The sequence below is a fragment of the Mycobacterium sp. 1164985.4 genome, assembly GCF_001668575.1.
Lineage (GTDB): Bacteria > Actinomycetota > Actinomycetes > Mycobacteriales > Mycobacteriaceae > Mycobacterium.
Map to the genome: position 1 here is coordinate 68892 of NZ_LZMD01000058.1, position 18506 is coordinate 87397.

The 18506-nt window shown below is 65.3% G+C and carries 20 protein-coding genes; 15 read left to right on the top strand and 5 right to left on the bottom strand.

The window, feature by feature from the left end:
* Nucleotides 1-3 precede the first annotated feature (3 nt).
* From A5650_RS10155 to A5650_RS10195, 9 genes are read left to right on the top strand one after another with little or no spacing between them, the layout of a single operon-like run.
* On the top strand, nt 4-1173 hold the full coding sequence (locus tag A5650_RS10155; protein WP_067289942.1) for a thiolase C-terminal domain-containing protein: 1170 nt from the start codon (nt 4-6) through the stop codon (nt 1171-1173).
* 55 nt (nt 1174-1228) lie between these two features.
* Nucleotides 1229-1972, top strand: a complete 744-nt coding sequence (locus A5650_RS10160) for an MlaE family ABC transporter permease (protein WP_228768705.1) — start codon at nt 1229-1231, stop codon at nt 1970-1972.
* Nucleotides 1973-1982: 10 nt separating this feature from the next.
* Nucleotides 1983-2840, top strand: a complete 858-nt coding sequence (locus tag A5650_RS10165; protein WP_067289944.1) for an MlaE family ABC transporter permease — start codon at nt 1983-1985, stop codon at nt 2838-2840.
* 9 nt (nt 2841-2849) lie between these two features.
* Nucleotides 2850-4046 (top strand): MCE family protein, encoded by a 1197-nt coding sequence (locus A5650_RS10170; protein ID WP_067290026.1) that lies wholly within the window; start codon nt 2850-2852, stop codon nt 4044-4046.
* Nucleotides 4043-5068: an MCE family protein gene (locus tag A5650_RS10175; RefSeq protein WP_067289946.1), complete on the top strand. Its 1026-nt coding sequence runs from the start codon at nt 4043-4045 to the stop codon at nt 5066-5068. Before A5650_RS10170 ends, A5650_RS10175 begins: the two co-directional genes overlap by 4 nt.
* Nucleotides 5069-6178 carry an MCE family protein gene (locus tag A5650_RS10180; protein WP_067289949.1) on the top strand — a complete coding sequence of 370 codons (1110 nt, stop codon included), beginning with the start codon at nt 5069-5071 and terminating at the stop codon, nt 6176-6178.
* Entirely contained in the window at nt 6162-7640 is a 1479-nt protein-coding gene (locus A5650_RS10185; protein WP_067289952.1) for an MCE family protein, read from the top strand. Before A5650_RS10180 ends, A5650_RS10185 begins: the two co-directional genes overlap by 17 nt.
* Nucleotides 7637-8968, top strand: a complete 1332-nt coding sequence (locus A5650_RS10190; RefSeq protein WP_067289955.1) for an MCE family protein — start codon at nt 7637-7639, stop codon at nt 8966-8968. Before A5650_RS10185 ends, A5650_RS10190 begins: the two co-directional genes overlap by 4 nt.
* On the top strand, nt 8968-10656 hold the full coding sequence (locus A5650_RS10195; RefSeq protein WP_067289963.1) for an MCE family protein: 1689 nt from the start codon (nt 8968-8970) through the stop codon (nt 10654-10656). Before A5650_RS10190 ends, A5650_RS10195 begins: the two co-directional genes overlap by 1 nt.
* Before the next feature lie 14 nt (nt 10657-10670).
* Here the strand turns inward: A5650_RS10195 and A5650_RS10200 are convergent, their stop codons facing one another.
* Nucleotides 10671-11210, bottom strand: coding sequence for an Rv2253/PknI dimerization domain-containing protein (locus tag A5650_RS10200; RefSeq protein ID WP_067289966.1), 540 nt, complete (start codon nt 11208-11210; stop codon nt 10671-10673).
* Between the two features lie 78 nt (nt 11211-11288).
* Between A5650_RS10200 and A5650_RS10205 the strand changes: the two genes are divergently transcribed.
* Nucleotides 11289-11696, top strand: coding sequence for a hypothetical protein (locus tag A5650_RS10205; protein WP_067289969.1), 408 nt, complete (start codon nt 11289-11291; stop codon nt 11694-11696).
* Nucleotides 11697-11744: 48 nt separating this feature from the next.
* Here A5650_RS10205 and A5650_RS10210 read toward each other — a convergent pair whose 3' ends face one another.
* The gene (locus A5650_RS10210; RefSeq protein WP_067289972.1) at nt 11745-13025 is read right to left on the bottom strand and encodes a cytochrome P450; all 1281 of its coding nucleotides are present in this window, start codon (nt 13023-13025) and stop codon (nt 11745-11747) included.
* A 183-nt stretch (nt 13026-13208) separates the two neighbouring features.
* On the opposite strand from A5650_RS10210, the gene A5650_RS10215 reads away from it, so the two are divergent.
* Nucleotides 13209-13817 (top strand): TetR/AcrR family transcriptional regulator, encoded by a 609-nt coding sequence (locus A5650_RS10215; RefSeq protein ID WP_067289975.1) that lies wholly within the window; start codon nt 13209-13211, stop codon nt 13815-13817.
* Between the two features lie 9 nt (nt 13818-13826).
* Here the strand turns inward: A5650_RS10215 and A5650_RS10220 are convergent, their stop codons facing one another.
* From A5650_RS10220 to A5650_RS10230, 3 genes are read right to left on the bottom strand one after another with little or no spacing between them, the layout of a single operon-like run.
* Nucleotides 13827-14273 (bottom strand): Rv2576c family protein, encoded by a 447-nt coding sequence (locus tag A5650_RS10220; protein WP_067289978.1) that lies wholly within the window; start codon nt 14271-14273, stop codon nt 13827-13829.
* Nucleotides 14274-14325: 52 nt separating this feature from the next.
* Nucleotides 14326-15471 (bottom strand): thiolase family protein, encoded by a 1146-nt coding sequence (locus A5650_RS10225; RefSeq protein WP_067289981.1) that lies wholly within the window; start codon nt 15469-15471, stop codon nt 14326-14328.
* Nucleotides 15472-15487: 16 nt separating this feature from the next.
* Nucleotides 15488-15910 (bottom strand): Zn-ribbon domain-containing OB-fold protein, encoded by a 423-nt coding sequence (locus tag A5650_RS10230; RefSeq protein WP_064414694.1) that lies wholly within the window; start codon nt 15908-15910, stop codon nt 15488-15490.
* Between the two features lie 84 nt (nt 15911-15994).
* On the opposite strand from A5650_RS10230, the gene A5650_RS10235 reads away from it, so the two are divergent.
* From A5650_RS10235 to A5650_RS10250, 4 genes are all read left to right on the top strand, one after another.
* Nucleotides 15995-16414 (top strand): nuclear transport factor 2 family protein, encoded by a 420-nt coding sequence (locus tag A5650_RS10235; RefSeq protein ID WP_067289986.1) that lies wholly within the window; start codon nt 15995-15997, stop codon nt 16412-16414.
* The gene (locus A5650_RS10240) at nt 16411-17217 is read left to right on the top strand and encodes an SDR family NAD(P)-dependent oxidoreductase (protein ID WP_067289989.1); all 807 of its coding nucleotides are present in this window, start codon (nt 16411-16413) and stop codon (nt 17215-17217) included. Before A5650_RS10235 ends, A5650_RS10240 begins: the two co-directional genes overlap by 4 nt.
* Nucleotide 17218: 1 nt before the next feature.
* Entirely contained in the window at nt 17219-18241 is a 1023-nt protein-coding gene (locus A5650_RS10245) for a zinc-binding dehydrogenase (protein WP_197501831.1), read from the top strand.
* The coding region (locus A5650_RS10250) for a VOC family protein (RefSeq protein WP_197501832.1) at nt 18238-18506 on the top strand (269 nt) is incomplete at its 3' end. The genes A5650_RS10245 and A5650_RS10250, both read left to right, overlap by 4 nt.

An 18506-nucleotide genomic window follows, 5' to 3' on the forward strand; every position in this document is an offset into this window, starting at 1 on the left:
GGCATGAAAAAGGTCGCGATCGCCGGCGCCGGAATGACCGCGTTCGGCGAGCATTTCGCGCTCGGGCTCAAGGATCTTCTGCCCATGGCCTTCGCCGAGTGCGCGGCGAGCGTCGACAAGGGTCTGCGAAAGTCGGACCTGCAAGCGGCGTGGTTCGGCGCGATGGGCACCGCCGACGGTTTCCCGGCCGGTATCCTCGCCGACACGCTCGGCCTGACCGACCTTCCGGTGACCCGCGTCGAAAACCCCTGCGCCACAGGCAACGACGCGATCCGCAACGCTTTGTTCGCGGTCGCCTCGGGTGCCTTCGACGTGGCGCTGGTGATGGGTGCTGACAAGCTGCGCGACACCACGTCACGAGACATGTTGTGGGAGTGGGAGGCGATGGCCCGCGACATGGCGTGGGACTACCCCCTCGGCGTCGTGTCGCCCGCCGGATTCGCGTTGCACGTCCGGCGGTATCTGCATGAGTCGCCGGCCACCGAGGAGCACCTGGCCATGGTGGCGGTCAAGAACCACCGGCACGGAGCCAACAATCCCAAGGCGCGACTTCGATTCGAGATCACCGTCGAGCAGGCGATGGCGGCGCCGACCGTCGTCACGCCCTTTCGGCTCTACGATTGCGCGCCGCAGAGCGATGGTGCGGCCGCCCTCGTGCTCGCCTCCGAAGACGTCGTCGACCGATTCACAAACCGCCCGGTATGGATTCGTGGAGTCGGTCTGGGCCTGGACTCCGTGATGCACCAACACAAGGCAGACATGACGACGATGCCGGCGACGGTGCGGGCCGCCAAACAGGCTTTTGAGATGGCCAGTCTTGTTCCTAGCGATGTTCATGTGGCTGAAGTTCACGATTTCTTCACGGGCATTGAGCTAATCAGCTATGAAGATCTGGGATTCGCCGAGAGGTTCGGGGGCCACAAACTCGTCGAAGCCGATGTCACGACTATCGGCGGGGAGCTGCCCGTGAACCCGAGTGGAGGCCTGAAGGCCAAAGGGCATCCGCCCGGCGCGACCGGAGTCGCGCAATGTGTCGAACTGTTCGCGCAACTTCGCGGTGAAGCCGTGAACCAGGTGGACGGTGCTCGGATCGGCCTTGCCCATAACATTGGCGGGCCGACGGCGGTGGCGGCGGTGACCATCCTGGAAGGAGACTTGAGTGGCGCAAGCTAGTGGGCCAGAGCGGTGGTCTGCGGGTCTGCCGCCATTGCGGAACCTGGCGGGGCCGATGCAGGCGGTCGGGGCGTTGTTCGCGATGTCGGCCGATGCGGTGCGGTTTGTGTTCCGGCGGCCGTTTCAATGGCGGGAATTTCTGGAGCAGTGCTGGTTCATTGCGCGGGTGTCGTTGGCGCCGACGTTATTGGTGGCGATTCCGTTCACGGTGCTGGTGAGTTTCACGCTCAACATCTTGTTGCGGGAGTTGGGTGCGGCTGATCTGTCGGGGGCTGGCGCGGCGTTCGGTGCCGTGACGCAGGTGGGCCCGATCGTGACGGTGTTGATCGTGGCCGGCGCGGGGGCGACGGCGATGTGTGCGGATTTGGGGTCGCGCACGATCCGCGAGGAGATCGATGCGATGGAGGTGTTGGGGATCAACCCCGTGCAGCGGTTGGTGACGCCGCGGATGTTGGCCTCGGGGCTGGTGGCGCTGCTGCTCAACAGCTTGGTGGTGATCATCGGGATCCTCGGCGGCTACACGTTTTCGGTATTCATCCAGGATGTGAATCCCGGTGCGTTCGCTGCGGGGATCACGTTGTTGACCGGAGTGCCCGAGGTGATCATCTCGTGTGTGAAGGCGGCGTTGTTCGGGTTGATCGCCGGGCTGGTGGCGTGCTTTCGGGGGTTGACGATCACCGGGGGTGGGGCCAAGGCGGTCGGTAACGCCGTCAACGAGACGGTGGTGTATGCGTTCATGGCGTTGTTTGTGATCAACGTGGTGGTCACCGCGATCGGGATCCGGATGACGACGGGTTAACGGGGATCCAATGGGCACAGTGCAAGTTCTGCGCAGCACCTATCCGCGCCTGTCGCGGGGGGTTCGCAAGCCGGTCGATTTCCTCAGTCGCATCGGCGATCACATGCTGTTCTACCTGCGCGCGTTGGGTGGGGTTCCGCATGCGGCGGTGCACTTCCGCAAGGAGATCGTGCGGTTGATCGCCGAGATCTCGATGGGTGCGGGCACGTTGGCGATGATCGGCGGCACGGTCGCGATCGTGGGGTTTTTGACGTTGGCCGCCGGTGGCACGCTGGCGGTGCAGGGCTATTCGTCGCTGGGTGATATCGGCATCGAGGCGTTGACGGGCTTTCTGGCGGCGTTCATCAACGTGCGCATCGCCGCGCCAACGGTGGCCGGGATCGGGTTGGCGGCCACGTTCGGGGCCGGGGTGACCGCGCAGTTGGGCGCGATGCGCATCAACGAGGAGATCGACGCACTGGAGTCGATGGCGATCCGGCCGGTCGAATATCTGGTGTCGACCCGGCTGATCGCGGGGATGGTGGCGATCACTCCGCTGTACTCGATCGCGGTGATCTTGTCGTTCGTTGCCAGCCAGTTCACCACCGTGGTGTTGTTCGGTCAGTCCGGCGGCCTCTACGACCACTACTTCGACACCTTCCTCAATCCGATCGACCTGCTGTGGTCGTTCCTGCAGGCGGTGCTTATGGCGATCACAATCCTGCTGGTTCACACCTACTTCGGCTACTTCGCCTCCGGCGGACCTTCCGGTGTCGGGGTCGCGGTCGGCAACGCGGTGCGCACCTCCCTGGTGCTCGTCGTCTCGGTCACCCTGCTGGTATCCCTGGCCGTCTACGGCTCCAACGGCAACTTCAACCTGTCGGGATAGGTGGCGCTGGTGAAAAGCAGTGTGGTACGTCCCCTTACAGGCTTGGCGTTGATCGTCACGATCGCTTTGATCGTCGCTTTGGCGGTCGCGCTGTTCCAGGGCAGCTTTACGAAAACCGTTCCGGTGACGGTGATCTCCGAGCGGGCCGGCCTGGTGATGAACAACGACGCCGATGTGAAGATGCGAGGCGTCGACGTCGGCAAAGTCGAATCTATCGAAAGCCGCCCGGACGGTACGGCAGCGCTGCACTTGGCGATGGACCCGTCCCAGATGCACCTCATACCGTCGAATGTCGATGTCGATATCGCTTCGACGACAGTGTTCGGCGCGAAGTTCGTCCAGTTGAAGCCCCCGAAGAATCCGTCGGCCGAGAAGTTGCGTCCGGGTCAGGTGATCCAAAGCGGCAGCGTCACCGTTGAGATCAACACGGTGTTCCAGCAACTGGTCAACGTGCTCGACAAGATCGATCCCGCGAAGTTGAACCAGACACTCGGTGCGATCGCGACCGCCTTCAACGGCCGAGGGGAGCAGTTCGGCAAGACGTTGGTCGACTTCAACGCTTTACTGGCCAAGATCGAACCGAGCCTGCCCAATCTGGAAGCCGACATCGCAGCGTCGGTACCGACGTTCAATGCCTACGCCGACGCGGCGCCGGATTTGATGTCGACGATCCGCAGCACCACGTCGGTGAGCAACTCAATCGTCGATCAGGAGCAGAACCTTGATGAGTTCCTGGTCAGCGCAATCGGGTTGGCCGACATCGGCAATGAGGTAATTGGCGGAAACCGGGAGGCATTGGGAGACGTGCTGCAGAATCTCGTCCCCACCGCCGAGTTGCTCAACCTCTACAAGAAGTCGCTGTGGTGTGGCATCGGCGGGCTCATCCCCTTCGCGAAGTCGGCGCCGCAGTTCTCGGGCGTCCTGGTCAACGCGGGACTCACGCTTGGTGTCGAGCGGTATCGCTATCCCCGGGACCTGCCCAAGGTCGCCGCCAAGAGCGGCGGGCGCGACTACTGTAAGGAACTCGGCTTGCCCGAATTGCCCCCGGAGTTCGTGCCGCCGGCAATCGTCGGCGACGTGGGCTCCAACCCGTCGCAGTATGGGAACGCGGGAATCCTTCTAAACTCTGAGGGGCTGAAGAACTGGTTGTTCGGACCACTCGACGGGCCGCCGCGCAACACCGCACAGATCGGGATGCCGGGATGACGGGATCAACGGGCACACTCATCAAATTCAGCGTCTTCGGGGTCGTGATGACGGTCCTGACGGCGTTCCTGTTCTTGATCTTCAGTGACTCCAGAGGCGGTGACACCGAGGGCTATAAGGCCGTCTTCACCGATGCTTCCCGCCTCAAGACGGGCGATAGTGTGCGCATCGCCGGGATTCGAGTCGGCACTGTGCAGGGCGTGTCGCTGCAGGCCGACCGCAACGTTCTGGTCGAATTCGACGCCGACGCCAACACCAAACTGACCACCGGGACACGGGCCGCTGTCCGATATCTCAACCTCACGGGCGACCGTTACCTGGAGCTGCTGGACACCCCGGACTCCGCCCGCATTCTGCCGGCTGGAGCCACGATCCCCGCGGACCGGACGGCACCGGCACTCGACCTGGACCTGCTGCTCGGCGGTCTCAAGCCGGTGATCCAGGGCCTGAACCCGGAAGACGTGAACGGGCTGACCTCGTCGCTGATCCAGATCCTGCAGGGTCAGGGCGGCACGTTGGAGTCGCTGCTCTCGAAGTCGTCGTCGTTCACCAACTCGTTGGCCGACAACAACCAGGTGATCGAGCAGCTGATCGACGAATTGCGGACGGTGCTCGAAACATTGTCCAAGGACGGCGAGGAGTTCTCCGGTGCCATCGACCGGCTGGACAGGCTGGTCGAAGGGCTGTCCGCGGACCGCGATCCCATCGGCGAGGCCATCGAGCAACTGGACAACGGCACATCGTCCCTGGCCGACCTGCTCGGGCGTGCCCGCTCGCCGCTGGACAACACGATCAACGAGTTGCACCGGCTGGCCCCACTGGCAGGCAACGACTTGCCGCGCTTGGATGCGACCCTGCAGCGTCTTCCCGAGATCTACCGCAAGCTCGCACGCGTCGGGTCCTATGGGGCCTTCTTCCCGTACTACATCTGCGGAATCACGTTCCGCGCAAGCGATTTGGAAGGTCGCACCGTGGTGTTTCCCTGGATCAAGCAAGAAACGGGAAGGTGCGCTGAAGAGTAGATGGAAAAGTACCGCGGATCCCATCTCATCAGGGCCGGCGTCATCGGCGTCGTGTTGGTCATCCTCGTCATCACCATCGGGCTACAACCCGAGCGGTTGCTGTCGTATGCCACCGGGTTGCGATACCAGGCGCTGTTCACCGAAGCCGGCGGCCTCGTGGGCGGCAACGACGTCACGCTGTCAGGGATCAAGGTCGGTTCGGTCTCGTCGGTCGAACTCGTCAACGGTGATGTCTTGGTCGGGTTCACGGTCCAGAGCAAGTACGCGCTGGGCTCCGAAACCACTGCGCACATCCGGACCGGAACGCTGCTCGGCGAGCGGGTCCTGGCACTGGAGTCCGAGGGCAGCGGAACGCTGGATCGCAGCCAGACCATTCCGATTACACGAACGTCGTCACCGTACTCGTTGACCGATGCGGTCAGCGATCTCACCGCCAACACCGCGGCCACCAACACCGACACGCTGAACCAGTCGTTGGACACGCTGGCGGCAACGCTCGATCAGGTTGCGCCGCAACTCGGTCCGACGTTCGATGGCTTGTCCCGACTGTCACGGTCGCTCAACAACCGCAACGAGAGCCTCGCCGAGTTGCTGAGGACCGCCGGCGATGTCACCGGGATATTTGCCGAACGCAGCCGTCAGGTGAACTCGCTGATCCTCAACGCCAACGACCTGCTGGCGGTGCTCAACGAACGTCGGCAAGCGATCGTCAGCCTGCTGAATGCCACCTCGAGGGTTTCACAGGAGCTCACCGGCGTGGTGGCCGACAACGAGCAGGAACTCGCGCCCACGCTCGAGAAGCTCAACGAGGTGGTGGCGGTGCTGGAGAAGAACCGCGACAACCTGGCCAAGATGCTGCCCGGCGCGGCGAAATACTATTTGACACAAGGCGAGATCGTGTCCAACGGTGCCTACTACAACGCTTTGGTTCCCAATCAGATCCCGTTACCGCCGCAGATTCTCCAACCGTTCTTGGACTACGCCTTCGGATTCCGTCGCGGCATGGACGCGGGCCAGCCGCCGGACAACGCCGGACCGCGGGCCGAACTACCGTTCCCCGTCAACGCCATTCCGCAGCCAGGAGACCTTCCCGATGACGGCACCCCGTAAGCGTCTGGTAACCGCGACGGCGGTCCTGCTGGCCATCGGACTGGTCGCCGGCGCAGTGTTTCTCGTGCGTCAGGTGTTCTTCGGGCCGCGCACCATCACGGCCTACTTCCCGACCGCGACGGCCATCTATCCCGGTGACGATGTGCGCGTGTCCGGTGTACAGGTGGGCACGATCGAATCCATCACCCCTGAGGGCACACAGACCAAGATGGTCCTCAAGGTGGATCATGGAGTGCCGATCCCGGCCGACGCCAAGGCGGTCGTCGTCGCGCAGAACTTGATCGCGGCCCGCTATGTGCAGCTCACCCCGGCGTACCGCAACGGCGGCGGACCGAAAATGCAAGACGGCGCGGTCATTCCGATGGACCGCACCGCCGTCCCGGTCGAGTGGGACGAGGTCAAGACGCAACTGATGCGGCTGGCAACGGAACTGGGGCCCGAAGCCGGGGTATCGGGCACGTCGATATCCCGTTTCATCGATAGTGCCGCGAACGCGATGGGGGGCAACGGCGACAAGCTCCGGCAGACGCTGGCCCAATTGTCGGGCGCGGCGAGGATCTTCGCCGAAGGAAGCGGCAACATCGTCGACATCGTCAAGAACCTGCAGATCTTCGTCGGTGCGCTGCGCGACAGCAAGCAACAGATCGTGATGTTCGAGAACCGGTTGGCCACCCTGAGCAGCGTCCTGAACGACAACAGGTCCGACCTCGACGCAGCGCTGACCGACTTGTCGGTGGCGCTCGGGGAGGTACAACGGTTCGTGGCGGGCATCCGAGACCAGACCTCCGAGCAATTCCAGCGGTTGGCCAACGTCACCCAAGTTCTGGTCGACCACAAGTTGGCTTTCGAGAACGTGCTGCACATCACGCCGAATGCGATCGCAAACTTCGCAAATATCTACTACCCCAACGGCGGTTCGGTGACCGGGGCTTTCTCGCTGAACAACTTCTCGAACCCGGTTCTGTTCATCTGCAGCATGATCGGCGCCGTCGCGAACGTCACCGCTCCGGAAACCGCGAAACTCTGCGCGCAGTACTTCGGTCCGGCGCTGCGCCTGCTCAACGTCAACAACGTCCCGTTGCCGATCAACGCCTATCTGCGGCCCGCTATCAACCCGGACCGCTTGATCTACACCGACCCGAAGCTGGCGCCGGGGGGTGCCGGGCCCGGGGATCCGCCCGAGCCGTTCCCGGACGTGTCCGCCTACCTCGGGAACGGTGATGTCCCGCCGCCTCCGGGTTGGAACACGCCCCCCGGTCCGCCCGGGCTGTATATGCCAGACAACGATGCACCCGCCACGCCATCGCCGCCGTTGTTCCCCGGCGCACCGATCCCCGGACCACCGCGGGTGCTGAGCAACATCCCGGCGAGCCCCCCGACAGTGGAGAGCATGCTGCTGCCCCCGACTCCCGCGCCCGCCGGCCCGCCGGGACCACCCTTGCCAGCGGAGGCCCCGCGATGATCAGCAGGAGCAATGTGAAGCGATTGACGATCGCCGGTGCGTGCGTGACGCTGACGCTGACCGGCTGTTCATTTCAGGGCCTGAACTCGCTGCCGCTGCCCGGGGCGGTGGGGCGTGGACCGGACGCGGTCACCTACCGAGTCGAGGTCGCGAACGTCGCGACACTGGAATCCAATTCACCGGTTCTCATGAACGACGTGGTGGTCGGCAGCGTCGGTGAAATGACGGTCGAAGACTGGCACGCCAACGTGCAGATCTCGGTCAAACCCGATGTGGCGGTGCCCGCCAACGCTGTCGCAACGGTCGGGCAGACCAGCCTGCTCGGCTCGATGCACCTGGCGCTCGATCCGCCGCTGGGCGAGGAGCCGAGGGGTCGACTGCAGCCCGGGGCGACGATCCCGCTGAGTGATTCGTCGACATACCCGTCCACCGAGCGGACACTGTCCGCCTTGTCCACCGTCGCCAACGGGGGCGGGTTGGGGCAGATCGGCGACATCATCTCCAATTTCAACGTCGCGTTGAACGGGCGGGAACCGCAGATACGCGAATTGCTCACTCGCCTGGACAATTTCGTCGGGGTGCTCGACCGCCAGCGCGACAACATCATTGCCTCGATTCAGCAATTGAACCGGGTCGCCGGTACCTTCGCCTCGCAGCGCGACGTGCTTGACCGGGCGCTCAGAGAGATTCCGCCCGCGCTCGATGTGTTGATCCGCGAGCGGCCGCGGCTGACCACCGCGCTGCAGAAACTCGGGCAGTTCAGCGACACTGCTGACAAGTTGGTCGACGACGCCGGCGATGACCTGGTCAAGGACCTCGAGAACCTGGGTCCGGTGTTCGGTGCACTCGCCGACATCGGGCCGGATCTGAACCTTGCGCTGTTGTGGGCCACCGCGTTTCCGTATGGGCCGACATTCGCCGACCGCATCACTCGAGGTGACTACATCAACCTGTTCGCCAGTTTCGACCTCACCTATCCGCGTCTGAAGAAGACGCTTCTGCTCGGCACGCGGTGGGGTGACGAAAACGCCAAGTTGATCCCGGCGCCCGGTGATCCCTACTACATGAATTATTCCTACAGCCCGATGGCGCTCGGCGTCGCGCCTCCGCCACAGGGTCTGCCGCCGGCACCCGGGGGACCGCCCCCTCCCGCGACGCCGCCGGTGAGTGGTCCGATGCTGCCGGTCGCGCCGGCGCCGCCGGCCGCACCGTGGCTGCCTCAATCCCGGGCGATCACGTCGTCGCAGATATTCGCGGGGCCGTACGGGCCGTCGGCACCTCCGGTGCCTCTTCCGCCGGCTGAACCGACACCGGGAGGCGGTGGCTGATGCTGACTCGCTTTGTCCGAAATCAGTTGATCATCTTCACGATTGCCTCGATCCTGGGCGTCACCGTGATGATCTTCACCTACATGCAATTGCCCACCCTGCTCGGTATCGGCCGGTTGAAAGTCACGCTGGAGCTACCCGCCGCGGGCGGTCTGTATCGCTTCAGCAACGTGACCTACCGCGGCGTGCAGATCGGCGAGGTGACGTCGGTGACGTTGACGGAGAACGGTGCCGAGGCGCACTTGTCACTCGACACCTCGCCGAAGATCCCCGCAGACCTACAGGCCGAAGTGCGCAGCGTGTCGGCCGTCGGTGAGCAATACGTAGACCTGCGGCCCCGCACCGATTCGGGGCCGTATCTCGAGAGCGGACAACGCATTCCGGCCTCGCGGACGACCCTTCCGCAAGAGGTGGGCCCGATGCTGGACCGGCTCAGCGCGCTGGTGAACAGCATCCCCGGCGACCGGATCGCCGACCTGCTCGACGAGTCGTTCAAGGCCTTCAACGGAGCCGGTCCGGACTTCCAGTCTCTGCTCGACTCGGCCTCCAAGGTGACCGACGAGGTCAGCGGCGTCTCCGACCAGACCCGCGGGCTGATCGACGACAGCAGGCCGCTGCTGGAATCGCAGGCCGAGACCGCCGAGCAGATCCGCACCTGGGCGCGGAGCTTGGCCGGCGTCACCGGACAGCTGGAACAGAACGATCCGGAGATCCGGACAGTACTGCAGCGGGGACCCGGCTTCGCGCAGGAAGTGTCCCAGCTCCTCAACGACGTGAAGCCCACGCTGCCGATCCTGCTGGCGAACCTCACCACCGTCACGCAGGTCTTGCTCACCTACAACCCGGCCCTCGAGCAGCTGCTGGTCATCTTCCCGGGCATCATCGCCGCCCAGCAGTCGTTCGGTCTTCCGGGCAACAACCCCATAGGGTGGCCGACCGGCGATTTCGCGCTCACCGTCAGCGACCCGCCGGCATGCACCGTGGGCTTCCTCCCGTCGACGCAGTGGCGCTCCCCGGAGGACCAGACCACGATCGACACGCCCGACGGGCTGTACTGCAAGCTGCCGCAGGACTCACCGATCAGCGTACGCGGAGCCCGTAACTACCCCTGCATCGAACACCCCGGCAAGCGGGCGCCGACGGTCGAGCTCTGCAACGACCCAAGGGGTTTCGTTCCGCTCGCCATGCGCCAGCACACGTTGGGGCCAGAACCGTTCGACCCGAATCTCATCTCTCAGGGGATACCGCCCGACGACAGGGTCGACTTCCAGGACCGGATCTACGCGCCGGTTCAGGGCACGCCGCTGCCGCCAGGAGCGGTTCCCGCGGGTGCGCCGCCCGGCCCGTCCGCCCCGGACTCCCCGCCGTTCCCGGCACCGGACGTGTTGTCACCGCAGCCGACGCCGACGGTGGCCCCGCCGGCACCGCCGGCCCCGCCACCGCCGGCGCCGGTCGCGCCGCCGCCGCCCGGCAATTCGCTCAACGGAGCGCCGATCCCGCCGGCGTCGGGAGCCGTTCCCGCAGCGCCTGCCGCTCGTGGCGGCCAGGCCTCGGCGGGTGGTCCGTCGGTGGCGGTGGCGACCTACGACCCCAGGACGGGGAAATATCTGAGTCCGGACGGCTTCCTGCAGCAGGAAACACTGCCCGGCAAGAACTCGAAGTCCTGGAAGGACTTGTTGCCGACCTGACCGCGCGTGGGCGGTCAGGACAGCTTCTGCATCTTCACCGGCATCTCAACGGAGGTGGTCTGATTCCTGCCACAGGCGCCGCTTGCCGTCTTGGTCATGTCGCGACCGGCCAGAAAGGTGGTGTTTTTCGTGAGGCGTTCGTTCCGCGCGGGATCGAATCCCCACAAGATGAACTTCTGATGCCCGGGGGCGAATGTCCCATTGGGGCAAGGCATCCAGTTCGGGATGTCGTGATCGACGTACCAGAAGTCGTCGAGCCGGATAGAGGCGGTCCAGCCGCGGTCGCTAGTGACCGTTCCGCCGCATTCGATCGGACTGACGCAATCTGTGCTGACAGTCCAGGTTTGGACCACGGTCTGATCGTCGCGGAAGACATCGGCGCCACCTGCGCCGAAGGGCCCGACACTCTTCTTCGCCCATTCGCCGTCCGACATAACCAGGTAGGTGCCGTTGAGCGCGACGCCGAAATCATCGGCATGCGCCGGTGTTGCGGTTCCCACGCCCGCCACGAACGCGATCGCCGCGACACCCGCGGCCAAATCAGCACTGCGCATGCGGAAAGCCTATCGCGCATAGCAGTTCTCCTCTCCAATAGGGAGAATTTCGTTTCATCGTTATGTGAGAATGACTGAATGCGGTTCCTCGTCGCAGTGTTCGCTGCCCTGCTGTCGTTCGCGGCGCTTACAGCGGCGCCGCCGGTCGCCGCTCAGCCGCCGTTGCCACCGCTACCCCCGCCAGGTGCCGAGTGCAACAACCCCACATGCACGCCGGGCATCAGGCCGGGCGTCATCCTCGGGTCTTACTGCAACAACACCACCTACTATGCCTTCGGCGTCACATCGTGGGGCCGATTGGTTTTCTGCGGGTCGCCTCGGCGATACGAGCCGCGCTGGTTCCGTTCACCCGAAATGCACGGTGTGAAGAACGAATTCGACCTGTGCCCGCTATACGTGGGCGAGGTAGCCCAAGCGCCAGACGGGCTGTTCCTCACCTGCGTGGTCAAGGACGGCCGCTCGTATTGGGAGCGCGGCGACCTGTAGAGACGACGGACAACCACCAAGCGGCGACCAGAGGCGAGCGCGGAACGGTCAGCCGATCGGCTTGAATTCGATGTTGATCTCGGTCAGACCGCGCAGGATGAACGTCGGCTCGTAGACGTAGCGACGAGCATCGATCGGCCCGTGCTTCTCCTCGCTCACCGTGATGTCACCCAACCGGTCGAGGAGGCGCTCGATCGAGACACGGCCCTCCACACGGGCCAACGGGGCACCGGGGCAGGAGTGGATACCGCGACTGAACGCGATGTGCTCGCGAACGTTCTTGCGGTCCAACTGGAACTCATGCGGGTTGTCGAAGCGCTGCGGGTCGCGGTTCGCCGCGCCCGGGCTGACCATCACCGTGGTGCCCGCGGGCACCGGCGTCTCGCCGAGAGTCGTTGTCTTGCGGGCCATCCGGAACACGCTCTTGACGGGGCTGTCCATCCGCAGACACTCCTCGACGAACACCGGGATCAGGCTGCGGTCATCGCGCAACTGCTGCTGGATGTCGGGCCGGTCGGACAGCACCCGCATCGCGGCGCCGAGCAGTTTCGCCGTCGTCTCCTGCCCGGCGGCGAACAGGAAGGTCGCCGTACGCACCACATCGACCACCTCGGGTGTCGAGCCGTCCGGATACTTGGCGGTGGCGATCGATGTGAGCACATCATCGCGAGGATTCTCACGACGTTCCTCGATGTACCGCGCGAACTTCTCGTCTGCCCACTCGAGCGGATTGGCCGCGATCACCTCGTGGTCGAGACCGCCGATGTTCGAACCAGGGCGCTGCGCGCCAAACGACTCACGGAAGTCTTCGTGGTCCTCCTCGGGAACGCCCAGTAGATCGGCAACTACCAACAGCGAGAACGGCTTTGCGTAGGCGGCGAGGAATTCGCACTCGCCGTCAGCGATGAACTCGTCGATGTGCCGGTCGGCCAACCGCCACATGAAGTCCTCATTCTCCTTGAGGCGCTTGGGCGTCAGCAGGCGGGCGAGAATCGAGCGCGCGTCGGTGTGCTGCGGCGGATCCATCGTGACCATGTGCTCGTACATCGGAATCTCGGTCCGGTGCTTTTCGAGTTGTTGGCAGATGTCGTCCCCTTCGGGTGTGAACGGCATCGGGGTGAAGGGGCCCATCACCGCGACACAGGACGAGAAGTTCTCGCTGTCCTTGTAGACGGCGTTGGCCGCCTCCCATCCGGTGACCGCGAGCACGCCGTTGTTGATCGGACAACAGACGGGATCCTTCGACCGGATGTGGTCGTAGTAGGGGTGCGGGTCGGGGACGAGGGAGGGATCGGTGAAGTAGTCAACCGAATCGAAATCAGTGGTCATGGTGTAGGAGCCCTCCAGGGGTCGACGCTGGCCCGCGTGATGGTGAGCGGAGGTTGCCGCTCGTGAACGGTTGGCTGAATATGCTGAGCACTTGCTTAGCATGGGGTTAAGGTCGTGGTCAAGATCGAACGGCGAGGCGCCACTACGATCGGCGTGTCGGAAAGGGCGAAGAGAAGTGATCGGATGACTAGGGCTTCTGGGCCTGCGCGACGGATCGGGGCGCCGGACGCGAAAAACCGCGGTGTGCTGCTGGACGCCGCCGAGCAGTTGCTGCTCGAAGAGGGCTACGCCGCCGTCACGTCGCGACGGGTCGCCGACAAGGCGGGCCTGAAACCGCAACTCGTGCACTATTACTTCCGCACCATGGAGGACCTGTTTCTCGCCGTGTTCCGCCGGATGGCCGAGGCGGGCCTGACGGCGCTCACCGAGGCCCTCGCGTCGCCTCAACCGTTGTGGGCGCTGTGGCGGTTCAGCACCCAGCCGGAGGCCACCCGGCTCACGATGGAGTTCATGGGCCTGGCCAACCACCGCAAGGCGCTACGGGCTGAGATCATCTACTACGCCGAACGCTTCCGCGAGGAGCAGAACAAGGCCATCGCGTCGGTCCTCGAACGCTATGGGGCCGATGCCGAGGAGGTCCCGCCGGTGGTGTGGACGGTGTTCGCCACGAGCGTCTCTCAGGCGTTGGTGGTCGAACGGGCGCTTGGCATGACCACCGGGCATGCGGAGACATTCGCGTTCTGCGAGAAGTGGATTCGCCGCCTCGAGGGCGAACCGCTCACGGCCGGCTGAGAACGGCGCTCACCAGCTCCTGATCGAGCAGAGCGCGCCCTTCGGACCTTGATGCGTCTTCACCACGACACCGTCGACCGCGAGCACGCAGTGAATGTTGGGTTTCGCTTCGCCAGGTCCGCTGGTAGCCGTGACCATCGCCCAGTCGTCGGGGCTGGCCAGTTGCACGTCGAGATTCCACTGCTGGTCAGGTCCGATCTGGGCCTCGACCTTCGGGCTGAACTCGTACGGGTTGTGGCTGTAGGCGGCCCAGTTCGGGGGATCGACGTCGCGGTAGTAGATGTCGACGTAGAACGGCTGCTCGGAGAACACCGAGTACTTGACGTTGTGCAGCACCGGCGGTGGCGGGTCCTGCGCCACCGCCGGCGCGCTGACCGACAGCACGCCGCCGGCGGTCACCACGGTTGCCGCCACGAGGGCCGGCAAAGCGATACGGACCGAGCGACCGGAGATCATTTCCGGATCTTAGAACGTCGTCCGCGACCGAGGTCGCGAATCGCGAACCGCATCAGACCGCGAGGATCGTTGCGGACGCGGTGCCGGGTGCGCCATACACCTGCGCCAGGCCGACTTTGGGCTCGCCGGGGACCTGACGGTCGCCGGCCTCACCGCGCAGCTGACGGACGAGTTCGTGCACCTGCCGCAGTCCCGAAGCCCCGATCGGCTCACCGTTGGCGATCAGCCCGCCGTCGGTGTTGATCGGCATCGACCCGTGAATCTCGGTGGCGCCGTCGGCGAGCAGCTTCTCCTGCTCTCCGTCGGCGCACAGGCCGGTCTCGGCCATGTGAATGACCTCGGCGCCCGCATCGGTGTCCTGAAGCTGCGCGACGTCGACATCCTCCGGACCCAGGCCGGCCGCCTCGTAGGCCGCCTTGGCGGCGTAGACGGTGGGGGAGGCGTCCTCGTCCAGCGGCGCCGACGTCGCATGGACCTCGTAGGCGCCGAAGCGACGGGTGCGAATCTCGGTGGCGCGCACGTACACCGGCCTCTTGGTGAAGCGGTGCGCGATGTCTCCGCGGCACATGATCACGGCCGCGGCGCCCTCGTCCGGCGCACAGAACATGTACTGCGTCAGGGGGTAGTTCAGCACCGCCGAGTTCAGGATCACCTCTTCGGGGATCGCTTTGCGGCGGAACGCGTTCGGGTTCAGCGCGCCGTTGCGGAAGTTTTTGGCAGCCACCTTCGCCAGGGTGGCCTGCGATATGCCGTGCTTGTGGATGTAGTGGTTGGCCTTCATCCCGAAGAACTTGGTCGTGACGAACTGGCCGTTCTCCGCATACCACTGCGGCAGAGCGAGTTTCGCCGGATCGTCGGTGAACGCACCGCGCGGATGCTTGTCCAGGCCGATCGCGATCCCGATGTCGTACTTGCCGAGCCGGATGGTGTCGGCGGTCTGCTGGATCGCGCTTGCGGCGGTGGCGCAGGCGTTGAACACGTTGGTGAACGTGATGCCCGTCAGCCCGACGAGCCGGGTCACCGCGTCGGGGTTGGACACCTCATAGCTGCCGCCGAACCCGAACTGGATGTCCTTCCATTCCAGGCCGGCGTCGGTGAGCGCGGACTGGATGGCCTCGGCGCCCATCTCCATTGCGGTCTTGGGGAATCGGCCGAACGGGTGCAGCCCGACGCCGATGATCGCCACGTCGTTGGTCATCTCGATGCTCCTGTGTCTAGACGGGCTTGAAGGCGAAGGTGACGACTTCGTTGCCGTCGTCGTCGGTGGTGAACGGCACCATCGTCAGCTCGACCTCCATACCGAACTCGAGCTTGGCCGGGTCGTTCTCGGTGAGCCGGCCCTCGACGCGGATTACGTCCTCGAGCTGAACCAGACCGACGCCGAAGGGCACGAAGTCGTTCCCGGTGGGGCCCTTGTACGGGGCGCCGGGCGGGAAGCCCTGCGTCGTCCACGCGACGAGGGTGCCGCGCCGGGGCAGCTTGAGCTCGGACATGTCACCGGCGCTGCACCTCGGGCAGCGCTGCTGGACCGGGAAGGCGGTGGCGCCACACGCGCCGCACCGGCTTCCGATCAGCTGCGGATTGTCATCGGGCCAGGTCGAGATTTCGGGCGCGAGCGCCACTTGCTGTGTCGGCACGCGCCGACGATAACTGGAAATGACGTTCTCGTCTAGAGAGAACCAGGGTCGTCAACGGCTCAACGCGCTGCTAGCCTCCCCGATGTGGACGCCGACAAAGCGCAGATCGCCGAGGTGTTGATTCGCTACGCGACGGGGATCGACTTCAAGGACTGGAAGCTGTTCCGCACGTGCTGGGCCGACGAGGTCGACATCGACTACGGCGACCTGGGGACCTTCACCGATCCCGACGCCTTCACCACGTTGATGGAGCAGATCCACGGCGGCATGGGGCAGACCTACCACCGCATCTCCAACATCGTCGTCGACGTGGACGCCGACCGGGCGACTGCGCGGTCTTACGTGCGCGCGGTGCTGCAGGCCGTGCCCGATGACAACGGAAGCTGGATCGATGCCCTGGGTCACTATGACGACGAGCTCGCCAGGACCGCGGACGGGTGGCGAATCTCCAAGCGCACCACCAACATCGCGCGGGTGATGAGCGCGGCCGGCGTCGCACCGTGACAGTCGGGGACTTCGCCGCCCGGTACGGACCGTGGGCGGTGATCGCCGGGGCCTCTGAGGGCATCGGCGCCGAGATGGCCGATCAGCTGGCGTCGCGCGGGCTCAACCTCGTGCTGATCGCGCGCAATGGAACGCTGCTCAACCAGGTCGCCGCGGCGGCGCGTGAGCGCCACGGCGTTGCGGTGCAGGCCGTCGTGCAGGACCTCACCGATCCCGACGTGGTCGCGAAGGTGGCGGCGGCCACCGACGGACTCGAGGTGGGGCTGATCGTCTACAACGCGGGCGCCTCCGACCGTACGACGACGTTTCTCGAGAACGACCTCGAGTACTCGCTCAAACAGGTCGCGCTGGACTGCATCGGGCCGATGGCCTTGGCCCGCCATTTCGGACCGGCGATGGCCGAGCGCGGCCGCGGCGGCATTGTGATCGTCGCGTCGCTGGCCTGCCTGGCCGGGTCGGCCACGCTGGCGGTGTACTCCGCGGTCAAGGCCTTCCAGCACACGTTTGCCGAGGGGCTGTGGGCGGAGTTGCGTCCCCACGGCGTGGACGTGTGCTGCACGCCGCTGGGGATGACCTACACCCCGGCGCTCGCGCGGATGGGTGTCGACTACGACCCGCAGACGCAGATGCGCTCCGAGGACGTCGCCGCCGAGATCATCGCGAACATCGGAAACGGTCCCACCTACGTCGTCGGCGAGAACAATCGCGCCATGGCCTCGCAGGTGTGGACGGTCGACCGGCGCACGCTCGTCGAGATGATCAGTGCCGCCTCAACCGACTTCGCGGCCAAGAGGAAGGTCTGACATGCGCGCGGTGGTGCTTCGCGACGGCAATCTCGACGTCCGGGAGACAGCCGATCCATCGCCCGGGCCGGGGGAGTTGTTGATCAGGCCGCTGTCGGCGGCGATCTGCGCATCCGACGTCCACTACATGGACCATCCCAACTCGTCGCCGCGATTCGAATGGGACCCCGACCGCGACACCGTGATGGGCCACGAGTTCGTCGGGGAGGTCGTGGGCCACGGCCCCGACTGCACGGGCGACTTCCCGGTCGGAACCAAGGTCACCAGCATGCCGATCCTGATCCGCGCGGGTCAGGAACCGCTGGTGATCGGGCACCATCCCGACGCTCATGGCGCGTTCGGAGAGTTGATGGTGGTCTCGGAGATGATGTCGCGACGGGTGCCGGATGGCGCGCCGAACGACGCGGTCGCGCTGGTCGACGCGTTCGCGGTCGGGGAGTACTACGTCCGGTGCTCGGGCGCCGGACCCGGTGATCTGCCGCTGGTCATCGGCGCGGGCGCCATCGGGCTGTCCACCGTCGCCGCGCTGAAGAAGCGCGGCATCGAGTCGCTCGTGGTGTCCGATTACAGCGACGACCGACTGGGCTATGCCGCGAAGTTCGGCGCCGATGTGCTGGTCAACCCGGCGCAGCGCGACCCCTACGACGTGTGGCGGGAGACGTTTCGCGCCAAGGGTTTCCAGACCACGCAGGTGATCTTCGAGTGCGTGGGCGCCAACGGTCTGATGCAGACGATCGCCGACAACTGCGAGTTCCTCGCGCGCGTGCACGCCGCCGGTGGCTGGTACGACGCGGGCACGATCGACTGCACGGCCGCCACCCACAAGGGCATGACGATCCAGTTCGGCGGGGGGCCTCATCCGCAGGACTGGTACGGCACCCTCGACGCGGTCATCGACGGTCGCCTCGATCCGACGCCGAGCATCGGCGCGACGATCGGTCTCGACGAGGTGCCCGAGGCCATCGATCAGGCGCGCAGGGGGTCGGGCCCGCCGCGCATCGTGGTTCATCCGGGGGCGCCGTGAACGTCCTTCCCGGCCCGATCCGCCAGATCGGCTACGTCGTCACCGACATCGACCGGGCGATCGCGGGCTGGCTCGAGCTGGGGGTGGGGCCCTGGTTTGTCATGCGGGATCTGACGCTGGCCGCGCGCTATCGCGGCGAGCCGTGTGAGATCACCCAGTCGCTGGCGCTGAGCAACAGCGGCGATATGCAGCTCGAGCTCATCCAGCAGCAGAGCGAGGCGCCGAGCGTCTTCACCGAGTTCCTCGACATCCACGGCGAGGGATT

Excerpts from the sequence above, each read along its gene's own strand:
- A5650_RS10155 (WP_067289942.1), top strand. The coding sequence starts at position 4 with ATGAAAAAGGTCGCGATCGCCGGCGCCGGAATGACCGCGTTCGGCGAG.
- A5650_RS10160 (WP_228768705.1), top strand. The coding sequence starts at position 1,229 with ATGCAGGCGGTCGGGGCGTTGTTCGCGATGTCGGCCGATGCGGTGCGG.
- A5650_RS10165 (WP_067289944.1), top strand. The coding sequence starts at position 1,983 with ATGGGCACAGTGCAAGTTCTGCGCAGCACCTATCCGCGCCTGTCGCGG.
- A5650_RS10175 (WP_067289946.1), top strand. The coding sequence starts at position 4,043 with ATGACGGGATCAACGGGCACACTCATCAAATTCAGCGTCTTCGGGGTC.
- A5650_RS10180 (WP_067289949.1), top strand. The coding sequence starts at position 5,069 with ATGGAAAAGTACCGCGGATCCCATCTCATCAGGGCCGGCGTCATCGGC.
- A5650_RS10185 (WP_067289952.1), top strand. The coding sequence starts at position 6,162 with ATGACGGCACCCCGTAAGCGTCTGGTAACCGCGACGGCGGTCCTGCTG.
- A5650_RS10190 (WP_067289955.1), top strand. The coding sequence starts at position 7,637 with ATGATCAGCAGGAGCAATGTGAAGCGATTGACGATCGCCGGTGCGTGC.
- A5650_RS10195 (WP_067289963.1), top strand. The coding sequence starts at position 8,968 with ATGCTGACTCGCTTTGTCCGAAATCAGTTGATCATCTTCACGATTGCC.
- A5650_RS10200 (WP_067289966.1), bottom strand. The coding sequence starts at position 11,210 with ATGCGCAGTGCTGATTTGGCCGCGGGTGTCGCGGCGATCGCGTTCGTG.
- A5650_RS10205 (WP_067289969.1), top strand. The coding sequence starts at position 11,289 with ATGCGGTTCCTCGTCGCAGTGTTCGCTGCCCTGCTGTCGTTCGCGGCG.
- A5650_RS10210 (WP_067289972.1), bottom strand. The coding sequence starts at position 13,025 with ATGACCACTGATTTCGATTCGGTTGACTACTTCACCGATCCCTCCCTC.
- A5650_RS10215 (WP_067289975.1), top strand. The coding sequence starts at position 13,209 with ATGACTAGGGCTTCTGGGCCTGCGCGACGGATCGGGGCGCCGGACGCG.
- A5650_RS10220 (WP_067289978.1), bottom strand. The coding sequence starts at position 14,273 with ATGATCTCCGGTCGCTCGGTCCGTATCGCTTTGCCGGCCCTCGTGGCG.
- A5650_RS10225 (WP_067289981.1), bottom strand. The coding sequence starts at position 15,471 with ATGACCAACGACGTGGCGATCATCGGCGTCGGGCTGCACCCGTTCGGC.
- A5650_RS10245 (WP_197501831.1), top strand. The coding sequence starts at position 17,219 with ATGCGCGCGGTGGTGCTTCGCGACGGCAATCTCGACGTCCGGGAGACA.